This window comes from Pseudomonas sp. SDO5532_S415, assembly GCF_054071155.1.
Window position 1 is genome coordinate 1 of the sequence record NZ_JBSVWS010000148.1, and the last position, 15,736, is coordinate 15,736.

The 15,736-nt window shown below is 63.2% G+C and carries 15 protein-coding genes; 14 read left to right on the forward strand and 1 reads right to left on the reverse strand.

From position 1 onward, the window contains the following. Window positions 1-76 precede the first annotated feature (76 nt). On the reverse strand, window positions 77-673 hold the full coding sequence (gene paaY, locus ACW9HW_RS23845; RefSeq protein ID WP_457401929.1) for a phenylacetic acid degradation protein PaaY: 597 nt from the start codon (window positions 671-673) through the stop codon (window positions 77-79). 350 nt (window positions 674-1,023) lie between these two features. Here paaY and paaF point away from each other — a divergent pair, with 350 nt between their 5' ends. The 14 genes from paaF (at window position 1,024) to paaZ (ending at window position 15,608) form a co-directional block, all read left to right on the forward strand. After that, window positions 1,024-1,797, forward strand: coding sequence for a 2,3-dehydroadipyl-CoA hydratase PaaF (gene paaF, locus ACW9HW_RS23850; RefSeq protein WP_457401930.1), 774 nt, complete (start codon window positions 1,024-1,026; stop codon window positions 1,795-1,797). Between the two features lie 43 nt (window positions 1,798-1,840). Continuing rightward, window positions 1,841-2,632 carry a 2-(1,2-epoxy-1,2-dihydrophenyl)acetyl-CoA isomerase PaaG gene (paaG, locus tag ACW9HW_RS23855; protein WP_095192857.1) on the forward strand — a complete coding sequence of 264 codons (792 nt, stop codon included), beginning with the start codon at window positions 1,841-1,843 and terminating at the stop codon, window positions 2,630-2,632. 3 nt (window positions 2,633-2,635) lie between these two features. After that, complete coding sequence (gene paaH / locus ACW9HW_RS23860; RefSeq protein WP_457401931.1) at window positions 2,636-4,153, forward strand: 3-hydroxyacyl-CoA dehydrogenase PaaH; 1,518 nt, start codon at window positions 2,636-2,638, stop codon at window positions 4,151-4,153. After that, window positions 4,146-4,595: a hydroxyphenylacetyl-CoA thioesterase PaaI gene (gene paaI / locus ACW9HW_RS23865; protein WP_095192859.1), complete on the forward strand. Its 450-nt coding sequence runs from the start codon at window positions 4,146-4,148 to the stop codon at window positions 4,593-4,595. Before paaH ends, paaI begins: the two co-directional genes overlap by 8 nt. Further along, on the forward strand, window positions 4,588-5,799 hold the full coding sequence (gene pcaF / locus ACW9HW_RS23870; RefSeq protein WP_457401932.1) for a 3-oxoadipyl-CoA thiolase: 1,212 nt from the start codon (window positions 4,588-4,590) through the stop codon (window positions 5,797-5,799). Before paaI ends, pcaF begins: the two co-directional genes overlap by 8 nt. 99 nt (window positions 5,800-5,898) lie before the next feature. Beyond that, the gene (gene paaK / locus ACW9HW_RS23875) at window positions 5,899-7,224 is read left to right on the forward strand and encodes a phenylacetate--CoA ligase PaaK (RefSeq protein ID WP_095192861.1); all 1,326 of its coding nucleotides are present in this window, start codon (window positions 5,899-5,901) and stop codon (window positions 7,222-7,224) included. A 451-nt stretch (window positions 7,225-7,675) separates the two neighbouring features. Beyond that, a complete protein-coding gene (gene paaA / locus ACW9HW_RS23880; RefSeq protein ID WP_095192862.1) occupies window positions 7,676-8,665 on the forward strand; it encodes a 1,2-phenylacetyl-CoA epoxidase subunit PaaA in 990 nt (329 codons plus the stop codon). A 28-nt stretch (window positions 8,666-8,693) separates the two neighbouring features. Next, the gene (paaB, locus tag ACW9HW_RS23885) at window positions 8,694-8,975 is read left to right on the forward strand and encodes a 1,2-phenylacetyl-CoA epoxidase subunit PaaB (RefSeq protein ID WP_007943393.1); all 282 of its coding nucleotides are present in this window, start codon (window positions 8,694-8,696) and stop codon (window positions 8,973-8,975) included. A gap of 8 nt (window positions 8,976-8,983) precedes the next feature. Next, a complete protein-coding gene (paaC, locus tag ACW9HW_RS23890; protein ID WP_095192863.1) occupies window positions 8,984-9,745 on the forward strand; it encodes a 1,2-phenylacetyl-CoA epoxidase subunit PaaC in 762 nt (253 codons plus the stop codon). Next, entirely contained in the window at window positions 9,732-10,265 is a 534-nt protein-coding gene (paaD, locus tag ACW9HW_RS23895) for a 1,2-phenylacetyl-CoA epoxidase subunit PaaD (protein ID WP_095192864.1), read from the forward strand. Before paaC ends, paaD begins: the two co-directional genes overlap by 14 nt. A gap of 31 nt (window positions 10,266-10,296) precedes the next feature. Continuing rightward, complete coding sequence (gene paaE, locus ACW9HW_RS23900; RefSeq protein WP_095192865.1) at window positions 10,297-11,373, forward strand: 1,2-phenylacetyl-CoA epoxidase subunit PaaE; 1,077 nt, start codon at window positions 10,297-10,299, stop codon at window positions 11,371-11,373. Between the two features lie 171 nt (window positions 11,374-11,544). Beyond that, on the forward strand, window positions 11,545-11,853 hold the full coding sequence (locus ACW9HW_RS23905; RefSeq protein WP_095192866.1) for a DUF485 domain-containing protein: 309 nt from the start codon (window positions 11,545-11,547) through the stop codon (window positions 11,851-11,853). Then, on the forward strand, window positions 11,850-13,496 hold the full coding sequence (locus ACW9HW_RS23910) for a cation acetate symporter (RefSeq protein ID WP_095192867.1): 1,647 nt from the start codon (window positions 11,850-11,852) through the stop codon (window positions 13,494-13,496). The genes ACW9HW_RS23905 and ACW9HW_RS23910 overlap by 4 nt, the downstream gene beginning before the upstream one ends. A 57-nt stretch (window positions 13,497-13,553) precedes the next feature. Next, window positions 13,554-15,608 (forward strand): phenylacetic acid degradation bifunctional protein PaaZ, encoded by a 2,055-nt coding sequence (gene paaZ / locus ACW9HW_RS23915; RefSeq protein ID WP_095192868.1) that lies wholly within the window; start codon window positions 13,554-13,556, stop codon window positions 15,606-15,608. Window positions 15,609-15,736 lie beyond the last annotated feature (128 nt).

Sequence of the window (15,736 nt, forward strand, 5' to 3'; positions counted from 1 at the left end):
GCGGTGTGTCAGTCAGCATCAATGTTGAATGTCAGACCGCATTCGCGAGCAGGCTCGCTCCCACAACGGACGGTGTTCACAAGGTGCTGCCCTTGGGCCTGAATCCGCTGTCACTGATCCGCGGCCGATCAACCTCCGGCTCGGCCAACGGTTCACAAACCTGCATCTGCGTGAGGCATCGCTTGGTCAGTTCCTGATATTCACGAGTACCCGCCTGTTTCCACGCCACTTCCTGATCGCTGAGGGTGCGCTTGACGCTGGCCGGTGCGCCCATGACCAGCGACTGCTCCGGGCATTCGAAACCGGCCTTGACGAACGCCGCCGCCGACACAATGGACCGCGGGCCGATGCGTGCGTTGTCCATCACCACCGCATTCATGCCCACCAGCGCATCGGCGCCGATCCGGCAACCGTGCAGCACCGCGCCATGACCGATGTGGCCGTTGCGTTCGACCACGGTGTCGCTGTCCGGGAAGCCGTGCATCACGCAGGTGTCCTGCAGGTTGGCGCCCTCTTCCAGCACGATCCGCCCGAAGTCACCGCGCAGGCTCGCCAGCGGCCCGACGTAGCAATGCGGGCCGATGATCACGTCACCGATCAATACCGCTGACGGGTGCACATAAGCACTGGGGTCGACCACCGGGGTGAGGCCATCGAGGCTGTAGCAGGTCATTGGCAGGTTCCTTCACAAAGCGATGCCGATATGGACTCATTTTGTATCACATCGCTTTTAACAGCACAAAGACTAAAAAGCGTATCACTTGATAGACCGGTTCAAATGGGGTGTTTTTCAAGTACCAAGCCTCTCATAAACACCAGTAAAATCAATACTCACAGCATGAACACCCACTTCAAACAGCCTACCTCTAAAAATCCATAATCCGACAATAGGACACATTAAAACGTTTTTTATGTTGATTTTACGTATCACGTTATAGGTATACTCCGGCAAAACCGGCCCCCGCCGCCGATCCAATAACAAGCCGGCATCACCGCCGAGCGTGCACCGTGAGGGCATCCGCCATGCCTCTAACCCTTGCCGTCGAGATGATCGAGTCTGGCGTGCGCCTGATTACCCTGCAGCGCCCGCAGGCGTTGAATGCCCTGAACACCCAGTTGCTGGGCGAACTGGCCGACGAACTGAGCGCCGCCCAGGTCGATCCCGACACCCGCGCCGTGGTCATCACCGGCAGCCGCATGGCGTTTGCCGCCGGTGCCGACATCAAGGAAATGGCCGAGCGCGATCTGGTCGGCATCCTCGACGACCCGCGCCAGGCTTCGTGGCAAGCCATCACCCGCTTCAGCAAACCGCTGATCGCCGCCGTCAACGGCTTCGCCCTGGGCGGTGGCTGCGAACTGGCGATGCACGCCGACATCATCATTGCCGGCGAAGATGCCCGCTTCGGCCAGCCGGAAATCAACCTCGGGATCATGCCCGGCGCCGGTGGCACCCAACGCCTGCTGCGCGCCGTCGGCAAATCCATGGCCATGCAAATGGTGCTGACCGGCGAGCCGATCGACGCCCGCCAGGCGCAACGCGCCGGCCTGGTCAGCGAAGTCACGCAACCGGAATTCACCGTCGAACGCGCCCTGCAGGTAGCCCGCACCATCGCCGCCAAGGCACCACTGGCAGTGCGCCTGGCCAAGGAAGCGTTGCTCAAGGCCATGGACACCGACCTGGCCAGCGGCCTGCGTTTCGAGCGCCACGCCTTCACCGTGCTGGCCGGCACCCGCGACCGCGACGAAGGCATTGCCGCCTTCCAGGAAAAACGCACGCCGACTTTCACCGGCCAGTAATCCGGTTAACCCGCCTAACGAATTCCAAGAGAGCGCCAAGACCATGAACTTCGAACACATCCTGTTTTCCATCGAGGCCGGCGTCGCCCTGCTCAGCCTCAATCGCCCGGACCAGCTCAACAGCTTCAACACCCAGATGCATGGCGAAGTGAAGGAAGCGCTCAAGCAAGTGCGGCAGAACCCGGACGTGCGCGTGCTGCTGCTGACCGGTGAAGGCCGTGGTTTCTGCGCCGGGCAAGACCTCAGCGACCGCAATGTGGCGCCGGGCAGTGCCGTGCCTGACCTGGGTGAGTCCATCGAGAAGTTCTACAACCCGCTGATCCGCCAACTGCGTGACTTGCCGATGCCGGTGATCTGCGCGGTCAACGGCGTGGCGGCGGGTGCTGGCGCGAACATTCCATTGGCTTGCGATCTGGTACTGGCGGCGCGTTCGGCCAGTTTCATCCAGGCCTTCTGCAAGATCGGCCTGATCCCCGATTCTGGCGGCACCTGGACCCTGCCCCGCCTGGTCGGCATGGCCCGCGCCAAAGCCCTGGCCTTGCTCGGCAATCGCCTGACCGCCGAACAGGCCGAGCAATGGGGTCTGATCTACCGCTGCGTGGAAGACGCCGAACTGCGCGACGAAGCGCTGAAGCTGGCGCAACACCTGGCCACCCAGCCGACCTACGGCCTGGCCCTGATCAAGCGCAGCCTCAACGCCAGCATGAGCAACAGCTTCGACGAACAGCTGGAACTCGAACGCGACCTGCAACGCCTGGCCGGGCGCAGCGAGGATTACCGCGAAGGCGTCAGCGCCTTCATGGAAAAACGCACCCCAAGCTTCAAGGGACGCTGAGTCATGACGGCACTCAATACCAACGCACGCATTGCCGTGATCGGCGCCGGCGCCATGGGCGCGGGCATTGCCCAGGTCGCAGCGCAGGCCGGGCATCCGGTGCTGCTGCTGGACAATCGTCCCGGCGCTGCGGCCCAGGCCATCGAAGGCATTGACCGGCAACTGGGCAAGCGGGTCGAGAACGGCAAGCTGTCCGCCGAGTCGCGCAGCGCAACCATTGCACGCCTGCAAGCGGTGGAAGCCATCGAAGCCCTGGCCGATTGCGATTTGATCATCGAAGCCATCGTCGAGAACCTCGAAGTCAAACGCGCGCTGTTCCGTCAGCTGGAAGGCATCTGCGGCGATCACTGCATCCTGGCCAGCAACACCTCGTCGCTGTCGATCACCAGCATCGCCGCACAACTGGAACACCCGCAACGCCTGCTCGGCCTGCACTTCTTCAACCCGGCGCCGGTCATGGCGCTGGTAGAAATCGTCTCCGGCCTGGCCAGCGATCCGGCCTTGGCCGCTTGCCTGTACGACACCGCCAAAGCCTGGGGCAAGAAACCGGTGCACACCCGCTCCACGCCCGGTTTCATCGTCAACCGCGTGGCCCGGCCGTTCTACGCCGAAAGCCTGCGGCTGGTGCAAGAAGGCGCCGCCGATTGCCCGACTCTGGATGCGCTGATGCGCGAGGCCGGCGGTTTTGCCATGGGCGCTTTCGAGCTGACCGACCTGATCGGCCATGACGTCAACTATGCCGTGACCTGTTCAGTGTTCGACGCTTATTATCAGGACACCCGCTTCCAGCCATCGCTGATTCAGAAAGAACTGGTGGACGGCGGGCGTTTCGGACGCAAAAGCGGACAAGGCTTCTATAGCTACACCCAGGGCGCCGAACTCCCGCCAGCGGCAGAAATCAGCAGCAGTGCGAGCGTCGAGGCCTGTGTCGTCGAAGGCGATTTGGGTATTGCCCAAGGCTTGTTGGCACGCCTGAGCGAACAAGGCGTGAACGTCATCCAGCGCGACGGCCGCGGCTTGCTGCGGGTCGGTGACGCCGTGCTGGCCTTGAGCGACGGACGCATGGCCTGTCAGCGCGCCAAGGAAGACGGATTGCGCAACCTGATCCTGCTGGATCTGGCTTTCGACTACGCCAATGCCAAACGCATCGCCCTCAGCCATGCAGCCGGTATTGATCCGCAGGCACTTGAACAAGGCGTTGCCCTGCTGCAACAGGCCGGCCTCAAGGTCAGCCTGCTCAGCGACAGCCCGGCGCTCGCGGTATTGCGCACCGTGGCAATGCTCGCCAACGAAGCGGCGGACGCCCTGCTGCAAGGCGTGGCCTCGGCCGCCGACATCGATCTGGCCATGCGCGCCGGGGTCAACTATCCCCAAGGCCCGCTGGCCTGGGCCGATGCCGTTGGCCTGCCACAGATCCTCACCACGCTGGACAACCTGCAAGCCGCATACGGCGAAGAACGCTACCGGCCATCGCTGTTGTTGCGCCGCCGTGTGGCCGAAGGGAGAAACTTCCATGACTAATCACCAAGCGATGAACCTGGCCAGCGACTGCGCGCAAGCGTTGTTCCAGCGCGACAACGCCAGCCAGGCCATGGGCATGCGCCTGCTGTCCGCCGGCCCCGGCACCGCTCGAGTAGGCATGACCGTGCGCGCCGACATGGTCCAGGGCCACGGCACCTGCCACGGCGGTTACCTGTTCGCCCTTGCCGACTCGGCGTTTGCCTTTGCCTGCAACAGCTACAACGAAGCCACCGTCGCCATCGGTTGCAGCATCGATTACATCGCCCCGGCGCGCCTGGGCGACACGCTCAATGCCGATTGCATCGAGCAAAGCCGTTCCGGCCGCACCGGCAACTACGACGTACGCATTGAAAACCAGCAGGGCCAGTTGATCGCCCTGTTCCATGGCAAATCCTACAAAGTGCGCGGCCCGGTGCTGACGCAGGAGAACCCGAATGAATGACGCCCTGATCATCGACGCGGTACGCACCCCCATCGGCCGCTACGCCGGAGTGCTTAGCAGTGTGCGCGCCGACGACCTCGGCGCGGTGCCGCTGCGCGAATTGCTGCGCCGCCACCCGAACGTGGACTGGAGCCAGGTCGACGATGTGATCTACGGCTGCGCCAACCAGGCCGGTGAAGACAACCGCAACGTCGCGCGCATGTCGGCGCTGCTGGCCGGGTTGCCGGTCAGCGTGCCGGGCACCACCCTCAATCGCCTGTGCGGTTCCGGGCTGGACGCGGTGGGCACTGCGGCCCGGGCGATTCGCAGTGGCGAGGCCGGGTTGATGCTGGTGGGCGGGGTCGAATCGATGTCCCGCGCACCGCTGGTGATGGGCAAGGCCGAGCAGGCGTTTTCCCGTCAGGCCGAGATTTTCGACACCACCATCGGCTGGCGCTTCGTCAATCCGCTGATGAAAAAGGCCTTCGGCATCGACTCCATGCCGGAAACCGCGGAGAACGTCGCCGAACAGTTCAACATCTCCCGGGCTGACCAGGATGCTTTCGCTCTGCGCAGCCAGCAACGCGCCGCAGCCGCCCAGGCCAACGGACGCCTGGCCAAGGAAATCGTTGCGGTGGAAATCCCCCAGCGCAAAGGCCCGGCCAAAGTCGTCGAGCACGATGAACACCCGCGTGGCGACACCACCCTGGAGCAGCTGGCCAAACTCGGCACGCCGTTCCGCGAAGGCGGCAGCATCACCGCCGGCAACGCTTCGGGCGTCAACGACGGCGCCTGTGCCCTGCTGCTGGCCAGCCCCGAAGCCGCGAAACGCCACGGCCTGACCGCCCGTGGTCGCGTCGTGGCGATGGCCACTGCCGGTGTCGAGCCGCGCATCATGGGCATCGGGCCGGTGCCGGCGACCCGCAAGGTGCTGGAGCTGGCCAACCTGAGCCTGGCCGACATGGACGTGATCGAACTCAACGAAGCCTTCGCCGCCCAAGGCCTGGCGGTGTTGCGTGAACTGGGTTTGAGCGACACCGATCCACGGGTCAACCCCAACGGCGGCGCCATTGCCCTCGGCCATCCGCTGGGCATGAGTGGCGCGCGACTGGTGACCACCGCCCTGCACGAGCTTGAGGAACGCAAAGGCCGCTACGCCCTGTGCACCATGTGCATCGGCGTCGGCCAGGGGATCGCGCTGATCATCGAGCGTCTATCCCACTAAAGAACCGCGATTCCCGAGGAGCCGAGAGGTATCCTTGGGTCATGCACTCAAAGCCCTTGTGCAAAAGGGCTGGAACACAAAAACAATTCGAGTGAAGTCATGAACATGCCAATTGCCCAATCCGTGCTTGATCCTGTGCTGGACCCGCTGGAAACCGCCAGCGTCGACGAACTCCGTCAGCACCAGCTCGAACGCCTGCGCTGGAGCCTGAACCACGCCTACAATAACGTGCCGCTGTACCGTCAGCGCTTCGACGCGCTGGGCGTGCACCCGGACGACATCAAGTCCCTCGACGACCTGGCGAAATTCCCGTTCACCACCAAATCCGACCTGCGCGACAACTACCCCTATGGCATGTTTGCCGTGCCGATGCACGACATCGTGCGCCTGCATGCCTCCAGCGGCACCACCGGCAAACCGACCGTCGTCGGCTACACCCAGAACGACATCGACACCTGGGCCAACGTCGTGGCCCGTTCGATCCGCGCGGCGGGCGGGCGTCGCGGCGACAAAGTGCACATTTCCTATGGCTACGGCCTGTTCACCGGCGGCCTCGGCGCGCACTACGGTGCCGAGCGCCTGGGTTGCACGGTGATCCCGATGTCCGGCGGCCAGACCGAAAAACAAGTGCAGTTGATCAAGGATTTCCAGCCGGACATCATCATGGTCACGCCGTCCTACATGCTCAACATCGCCGATGAAATCGAGCGCCAGGGCATCGATCCGCACAAACTGGCCCTGCGCCTGGGCATCTTCGGCGCCGAACCATGGACCGCCGAACTGCGCAGTGCCATCGAGCAACGCCTGGGCATCACCGCCCTGGACATCTACGGTCTCTCGGAAATCATGGGCCCGGGCGTCGCCATGGAATGCGCCGAAACCAAGGACGGCCCAACCATCTGGGAAGACCACTTCTACCCGGAAATCATCGACCCGGTCACCGGTGAAGTGCTGCCGGACGGTCAGATGGGCGAACTGGTGTTCACCTCCCTGAGCAAAGAAGCCCTGCCGATGATCCGCTACCGCACCCGCGACCTGACGCGCCTGCTGCCGGGCACCGCACGGCCGATGCGCCGCATCGACAAAATCACCGGACGCAGCGACGACATGCTGATCATCCGCGGGGTCAACGTGTTCCCGACGCAGATCGAGGAGCAGGTGCTGAAAATCAAACAACTTGCCGAGTGCTATGAGATCCATCTGTATCGCAATGGCAACCTGGACAGCGTTGACGTGCACGTCGAACTCAAGGCTGAACATCAGCACCTGAGCGACGAACAGCAGAAGGCCGTCTGTGGCGAGTTGAGCAAGCACATCAAGACGTACATCGGCATCAGTTCGCGGATCGTCCTGCAGCCTTTCCACTCGATCAAGCGCTCCGAGGGCAAGGCCTGCCACGTGGTGGACAAACGCCCGAAAGCATGACTGCTGCACCCCTTTGAGCCCCGCTGATGCGGGGCTTTTTTTTGCCTGCTCACCCCCGTCCCTGTGGGAGCTGGCTCGCCAGCGATGGCGGTCTGACATCCGACCTGATTTTCATGGATATACCAGATCCAGTTGTGGGAGCGAGCCTGCTCGCGAAGGGGCCGTACCAGTCGACATGTGTGCTGAATGACACGCCGCTTTCGCGAGCAGGCTCGCTCCCACAGTGGGTCGCGGTACATCCGAGAAAATCGGGTTGGTTGTGAGGCCGCCATCGCTGGCAAGCCCGCTCCCACAAGGGAATGTGCCGAACATCAACAGAGCCACAAAACGACCACTCCACCCAAAGTGATACAAAAACAAATACGACACGTCATTTTATGTTTGATATTAATTTCTGTATCGCTTATAAAGTTCTCCATGCCCTCGAACAGATTCACGGCGGGAGACCCCCATGTACGCACAGCTAGTAGAAACAGGCGTAAAACGCATAAAAGACCTGTCGGAGATGTCCGAACAGGAGCGCGCTTTCCAGGAAAAAATCGATTCAGAAATCAAGATCGAAGCCAAGAACTGGATGCCAGATGCCTACCGGCAAACCCTGATCCGGCAGATTTCCCAGCACGCTCACTCCGAAATCGTCGGCATGCTGCCCGAAGGCAACTGGGTCACCCGCGCACCATCGCTCAAACGCAAATTGCAGTTGATGGCCAAGATCCAGGACGAAGCCGGCCACGGCCTGTACCTGTACAGCGCCATGGAAACCCTGGGTGCCGACCGCGATGCGGAAATCGACAAGCTGCACAGCGGCAAGGCCAAGTACTCGAGCATCTTCAATTACCCGACGCTGAACTGGGCCGACATGGGCGCGGTGGGCTGGCTGGTGGACGGTGCGGCGATCGTCAATCAGGTGGTGCTGCAACGCACCTCCTACGGCCCGTACTCGCGGGCGATGATCCGCATCTGCAAGGAAGAGAGCTTTCACCAGCGCCAGGGCTACGAAATCCTCCTGACCATGATGCGCCACGGCACTCAAGCGCAAAAAGACATGGTCCAGGACGCAATCAACCGCCTGTGGTGGCCGTCGCTGATGATGTTCGGTCCGAGTGACGAACACTCGCCGAACAGCGCCCAGTCCATGGCCTGGAAGATCAAGCGCCAGAGCAACGATGAACTGCGCCAGCGCTTCATCGACCAGACCATCCCGCAGCTGGAGCTGCTGGGCTGCACCTGCCCCGATCCGGACCTGAAGTGGAACGCCGAACGCGGCCACTACGACTTCGGCGAGATCCAGTGGGACGAATTCTACGAAGTACTAAAAGGCAATGGCCCGTGCAACCAGGAACGCGTCGCCACCCGCCGCAAGGCGATTGAAGACGGCGCCTGGGTTCGCGAAGCCGCCGTCGCCCACGCCCGCAAAAAACAAAACAAGAACGCCGCCTGATTCGGCCACCTGATGTGGAGTAACTGAAATGTCCGAGTGGACCCTTTTTGAAGTCTTCGTACGCAGCAAGCACGGCCTCAACCACAAGCACGTCGGCAGCGTGCACGCCGCCGACACCACCATGGCCATCGAGAACGCGCGCGAGCTGTACACCCGTCGCAGCGAAGGCGTGAGCCTGTGGGTTGTGCCATCGGCGCTGATCACCGCCTCGTCGCCGGATGAAAAAGACCCGCTGTTCGACCCGTCGGACGACAAGGTTTACCGCCATGCCAGCTTCTACGAGCTGCCGGCCGAAGTCGGGCACATGTGAGGTCGACCATGAATAACAAGACCGATCTGATCGAATACTTGCTGCGCCTGGGCGACAGCGCCCTGATCCAGGGCCAGCGCCTGTGCCAGTGGTGCGGCAAGGCTCCGGCGCTGGAAGAAGAGCTGGCGCTGATGAACGTCGGCCTCGACCTCGTCGGCCAGGCCCGCAACTGGCTGGACTACGCCGCCGAATTGCTGGACGACGGCCGCGACGCCGATGACCTGGCGTTCCGTCGCGACGAACGTGCCTATCGCAACCTGCTGCTGGTGGAACAACCCAACGGCGACTACGCGGTGACCATCCTCAAGCAGTTCCTCTATGACGCCTGGCACCTGCCGGTCCTCCAGGGCCTGAGTCAGTCCAGCGATGAACGCATCGCCGGGATCGCCGCCAAAGCGGTGAAGGAAGTCACCTATCACCTGCGCCGCTCCGGCGAGTGGGTCGAGCGCCTGGGCGATGGCACCGAGGAAAGCCACAAACGCATGCTCGCGGCGATTCCCGAGGTCTGGCGTTTCACCGTTGAACTGATCGCTGCCGATGACAGCGAACAGCGCCTGTGCGAAGCCCGCATCACCCCGGACATCGCCAGCGTGGCGGCGCAATGGCAAGCCAAGGTCAACGACATCTTCGCCAGCGCCACCCTGCCCGTGCCGGCTGCGCCCAGCTATTTCTACCTGAATGCGCGCAAGGGCCTGCACACCGAACACCTGGGGATTCTGCTGGCCGAAATGCAGTTCCTGCCCCGAGCGTACCCCGATGCAACCTGGTGAGCTGATCGCCAGCGACCAGGGCGCCCGGCCGGTACAACCGAGCGACTTGACTGCCGCGTGGGCGATCCTGGCCGAGGTCATGGACCCGGAAGTGCCGGTGGTCAGCGTGGTGGACCTGGGGATTGTCCGCGATCTGGACTGGCAGGCCGGGCACTTGCACGTGGTGGTCACCCCGACCTACTCCGGCTGCCCCGCCACCGAAGTGATCGAGGGCGATATCCGTGAGGCGCTGGAGCAGGCCGGTTTTCGCGCGCCGAATCTGGAGCGCCGCTTGACCCCGGCCTGGACCACCGACTGGATCAGCGACAGCGGCCGTGAACGCCTGCGTGCCTATGGCATCGCGCCGCCGGAAGGCAGCACCAGCAAGCGCAGCCTGCTCGGTGAAAGCCCCGTGATCGTCTGCCCGCAGTGCGGCAGCGCCCACACCGAGGTGCTCAGCGAGTTCGGCTCCACCGCGTGCAAGGCGCTGTACCGCTGCGTCGATTGCCGGGAACCGTTCGACTATTTCAAGTGCATCTGAGCGGCGTCGGCCGTCCAGCTGGAGAACAACAATGAGCAAATTTCACAGCCTGACCATCAAGGACGTACGCGCCGAGACCCGTGACGCGGTGTCCATCGCCTTCGAAATTCCGCAGGACCTGCAAGACAGTTTCCACTTCACCCAGGGCCAGCACCTGGTGATGCGTACCCAGCTGGACGGCGAAGAAGTGCGCCGCTCGTACTCGATCTGCACCGGCGTCAATGACGGCGAACTGCGGGTCGCGGTCAAACGCGTGGCCGGCGGGCGTTTTTCCGCGTTTGCCAACGAACAACTGAAGGCCGGGCACAGCCTGGAAGTCATGCCGCCCGCCGGGCATTTCAGCGTCGAACTGGACCCGGCTCGCCATGGCCAATACCTGGCCGTCGCGGCGGGTAGCGGCATCACGCCGATCCTGTCGATCATCAAGACCACCCTGGAAACCGAGCCCCACAGCCGCGTCACCCTGCTGTACGGCAACCGTTCCAGCTCCGGCGCGTTGTTTCGCGAGCAGCTGGAAGACCTGAAAAACCGCTACCTGCAACGCCTGAACCTGATTTTCGTGTTCAGCCGCGAGCAGCAGGATGTGGACCTGTACAACGGCCGGATCAACGCCGAGAAATGCGAGCAATTGTTCAGCCGCTGGCTCGATGTGAAAGCCCTCGACGCCGCCTTCATCTGCGGGCCGCAGGAAATGACCGAAACCGTGCGCGACAGCCTCAAGGCCAAGGGCATGGCACCGGAACGCATCCATTTCGAACTGTTCGCCGCCGTCGGCAGCCAGCAAAAACGCGAAGCCCGCGAGGCCGCCCGGCAGGTGGATTCGGCGGTCAGCCAGATCACCGTCATCAGCGACGGCCGCGCCCTGGCCTTCGACCTGCCGCGCAACAGCCAGAGCATCCTCGACGCGGGCAATGCCCAGGGCGCCGAACTGCCCTACTCGTGCAAGGCCGGCGTGTGCTCGACCTGCAAATGCAAGGTCATCGAAGGCGAAGTGGAAATGGACAGCAACCACGCCCTGGAAGACTACGAAGTCGCCGCCGGTTACGTGCTGTCGTGCCAGGCCTTCCCGATCAGCGACAAGGTAGTGCTGGATTTCGATCAGCTCTGAACCCCACACAGCCAAATCCTGTGGGAGCGAGCCTGCTCGCGAAGACTGAGCATCAAGCAACATCAATGTTGAATTTGATGGCCTCTTCGCGAGCAGGCTCGCTCCCACGGTTAACCGATAACTGCCACCAACTCACTGTTCATCCCACAACAAAAACAAGAGAACACCACCATGAGCCCCCAAGACATAGAACTCATCCGCCAGCACCCCGACTTCATCCAGCTGGTACGCCGCAAGCAGGCGCTGTACTGGTCGCTGTCGCTGATCATGCTGTTGATCTATTTCGGCTTTGTCCTGCTGGTGGCGTTCTCCCCCTCCACCCTCGGCCAGTCCCTGAGCGGCGGCGTGACCACCGTGGGCATGCTGGTGGGCGTGGTGATCGTGGTGCTGGCGTTCGCGCTGACCGGTTTCTATGTCTATCGCGCCAACAACGTGATCGACCCGTTGAATGAAAAACTCAAGCAGGAGTGTGCCCGATGAGCCGTCTTCTCGCGTTGTGCCTGCTGCCACTGGCGGCTGTCGCTGATATCGCTGTGGCAGCCGAGGGGGCCACCCGCCCGCTGAACTGGAACGCCATCGGCATGTTCCTGGTGTTCGTGCTGTTCACTCTTGGTGTGACGCGCTGGGCGGCATTGCGTACCCGCTCGGCCAGCGATTTCTACACCGCTGGCGGCGGCATGACGGGCTTCCAGAACGGCTTGGCGATTGCCGGCGACATGATCTCGGCCGCGTCCTTCCTGGGCATCTCGGCGATGATGTTCCTCAATGGCTACGACGGTCTGCTCTACGCCTTGGGCGTATTGGCCGGCTGGCCGATCATCCTGTTCCTGATCGCCGAACGCCTGCGCAATCTGGGCAAATACACCTTTGCCGACGTGGTCTCTTATCGCCTGGAGCAGACGCCGGTGCGCCTGACCTCGGCCTTCGGCACCCTGACGGTGGCGTTGATGTACCTGGTGGCGCAGATGGTCGGCGCCGGCAAACTGATCGAGTTGCTGTTCGGCATCGACTACCTCTACGCCGTGATGCTGGTCGGCGTATTGATGGTGTTCTACGTGACCTTCGGCGGCATGCTCGCCACCACCTGGGTGCAGATCATCAAGGCGGTGATGCTGCTGTTCGGCACCAGCTTCATGGCGTTCATGGTGCTCAAGCATTTCGGGTTCAGCACCGAAGCGATGTTCGCCGGCGCCACCGCCGTGCACGCCAAGGGCAGCGCGATCATGGCCCCGGGTGGCCTGTTGTCCAACCCGATCGACGCGATTTCCCTGGGGCTGGGCATGATGTTCGGCACCGCCGGCCTGCCGCATATCCTGATGCGTTTTTTCACCGTCAGCGATGCCAAGGAAGCGCGTAAAAGCGTGTTCTACGCCACCGGCTTCATCGGCTACTTCTACCTGTTGCTGATCATCGTCGGCTTCGGCGCGATCGTCATGGTCGGCACCGATCCGTCGTACCGCGACGCCACTGGCGCGATCATCGGCGGCGGCAACATGGTCGCCGTGCACCTGGCCCAGGCCGTTGGCGGCAACCTGTTCCTCGGTTTCATTTCGGCGGTGGCCTTCGCCACCATCCTGGCGGTGGTCGCCGGGCTGGCGCTGTCCGGCGCCTCGGCGGTGTCCCACGACCTGTATGCCTGCGTGATGCGCAAGGGGCAGGCCAGTGAACAGCAAGAGATGCGCGTGTCGCGGATCGCCACGCTGTGCATCGGCGTGCTGGCGATCATCCTCGGCCTGTTGTTCGAATCGCAGAACATTGCCTTCCTGTCTGGCCTGGTGCTGGCCATCGCCGCCTCGGTGAATTTCCCGGTGCTGTTCCTTTCGATGTACTGGAAAGGCCTGACCACCCGCGGTGCGGTGCTCGGCAGCCTGATGGGCCTGGTCTCGGCGATTGTCCTGCTGGTGTTGAGCCCGGCGGTGTGGGTCAACGTCATGCACCACGACAAGGCGCTGTTCCCGTATTCCAACCCGGCGCTGTTTTCCATGAGCCTGGCCTTCTTCAGCGCCTGGCTGTTTTCCGTCACCGACCAATCACCCCGTGCTGCCCTTGAACGTGGCCGCTACCTGGCGCAGTTCATCCGCTCCATGACCGGCATCGGCGCCTCGGGCGCCAGCCAGCACTGATCCTTTTGACCGGCGCGGCTGACCCCGCGCCAGACACTGACCAAACCCGGAGTCATCCTGATGTCTGCCCCTACCCTGCAAAGCTTCATCGCCGGCCGCTGGATCGGCCAACAAGGCGCGCAAATCCTGCGCAGCGCCATCGACGGCCATGAAATCGCGCGCACCCATGAGGAGCGCCCGGATTTCGCCGAGGCCATCGAACACGGTCGTCGCCAAGGCGTCAGCGGCCTGATGGCGCTGGACTTCCAGCAACGCGCCCAGCGCCTCAAAGCCCTGGCCTTGTACCTGGCCGAACGCAAGGAACAGCTCTACGCGATTTCCCACCACAGTGGCGCGACCCGTGCCGACAGCTGGATCGACATCGAAGGCGGCAACAGCACGCTGTTCACCTACGCCAGCCTCGGCTCCCGCGAGCTGCCGTCGGGCAACGTGGTCCACGAAGGCCCGGCGCTGCAACTGAGCAAAATGGGCACCTTCGCCGGCACCCACATCCTGGTGCCACGCGGCGGCGTCGCGGTGCACATCAACGCCTTCAACTTCCCGATCTGGGGCATGCTGGAAAAATTCGCGCCGAGCTTCCTCGCCGGCATGCCGTGCATCGTCAAGCCGGCCAGCGCCACCAGCTACCTGACCGAAGCCGTGGTGCGCCTGATGGACGAATCCGGCCTGCTGCCGGCGGGCAGTCTGCAACTGATCATCGGCGGCACCGGCGACCTGCTCGATCGCCTGCAAGGTCAGGACGTGGTGACCTTCACCGGTTCCGCCGACACCGCCGCCAAGCTGCGGGTCAACCCGAACCTGATTCGCAACTCGGTGCCGTTCACCGCCGAGGCCGACTCACTGAACTGCGCGATCCTCGCCCCGGATGTCACCCCGGATGACGAAGAATTCGAGCTGTTCATCAAGGAAGTCGCCCGGGAGATGACCACCAAGGCCGGGCAGAAATGCACCGCCATCCGCCGCGCCATCGTCCCGGCCAAGCACATCGATGCAGTGGCCACGCGCCTGCGCGATCGTCTGGCCAAGGTCGTGGTCGGCGACCCGTCGGTGGAAGGCGTGCGCATGGGTGCGCTGGCGTCCCACGATCAGCAGAAAGACGTGGCCGAGCGCCTGGAAATGCTGTTGCAGAGCAGCGACCTGCTGTTCGGCGCCCGCGATGGTTTCGAGCCGCGCGGCGAGAACGTCGACAAGGGCGCGTTCTTCGCCCCGACCCTGTTGCAGGCCCGCGATCCGCACGCTGAAGGCGGTGCTCACGACATCGAAGCATTCGGTCCGGTCAGCACCTTGATGGCGTACGACGATCTGGACGAAGCCCTGGCCCTCGCCGCACGCGGCAAGGGCAGCCTGGTCGCCAGCCTGGTGACCAAGGACCCACAGATCGCCGCCAAAGCGATTCCAGTGGCGGCTGCATTGCACGGGCGCCTGCTGGTGCTGGACCGTAACTGCGCCGGTGAATCCACCGGTCACGGCTCACCGCTGCCGCAACTCAAGCACGGCGGTCCGGGTCGTGCCGGTGGGGGTGAAGAGCTTGGCGGCCTGCGCGCAGTAAAGCACTACCTGCAACGCGCGGCGGTACAAGGCTCGCCGACCATGCTCGCGGCAGTTACCGGCGAATACGTGCGCGGCGCCAAGGTCATCGAAACCGAAGTGCACCCGTTCCGTCGCTACTTCCAGGACCTGCAGATCGGCGAGTCGCTGCTGACTCACCGCCGCACCGTCACCGAAGCCGACCTGGTGAACTTCGGCTGCCTGTCGGGCGACCACTTCTACATGCACTTCGACGACATCGCGGCCAAGGAATCGCAGTTCGGCAAGCGTATCGCACACGGTTACTTCGTGCTGTCGGCCGCGGCAGGCCTGTTCGTCTCCCCTGGCGTCGGCCCGGTGCTGGCCAACTACGGCCTGGACACCCTGCGCTTCATCAACCCGGTGGGCATCGGCGACACCATCCAGGCCCGCCTGACCTGCAAACGCAAAATCGACCAGGGCAAGAAGAGCCCGCAAGGCATCCCGCAAGGGGTGGTGGCGTGGGACGTGGAAGTCACCAACCAGTTGGGTGAACTGGTGGCCAGTTATGACATTTTGACCTTGGTGGTCAAACGCGAGGATTGATCTGAAAACCGGGTGACCACAGATCCTGTGGTCAACCAAAAACCAATGTGGGAGCGAGCCTGCTCGCGATTGCGGTGGCACATCCAGCACATCTGTGGCTGACACACCGCCTTCTCGAGCAGGCTCGC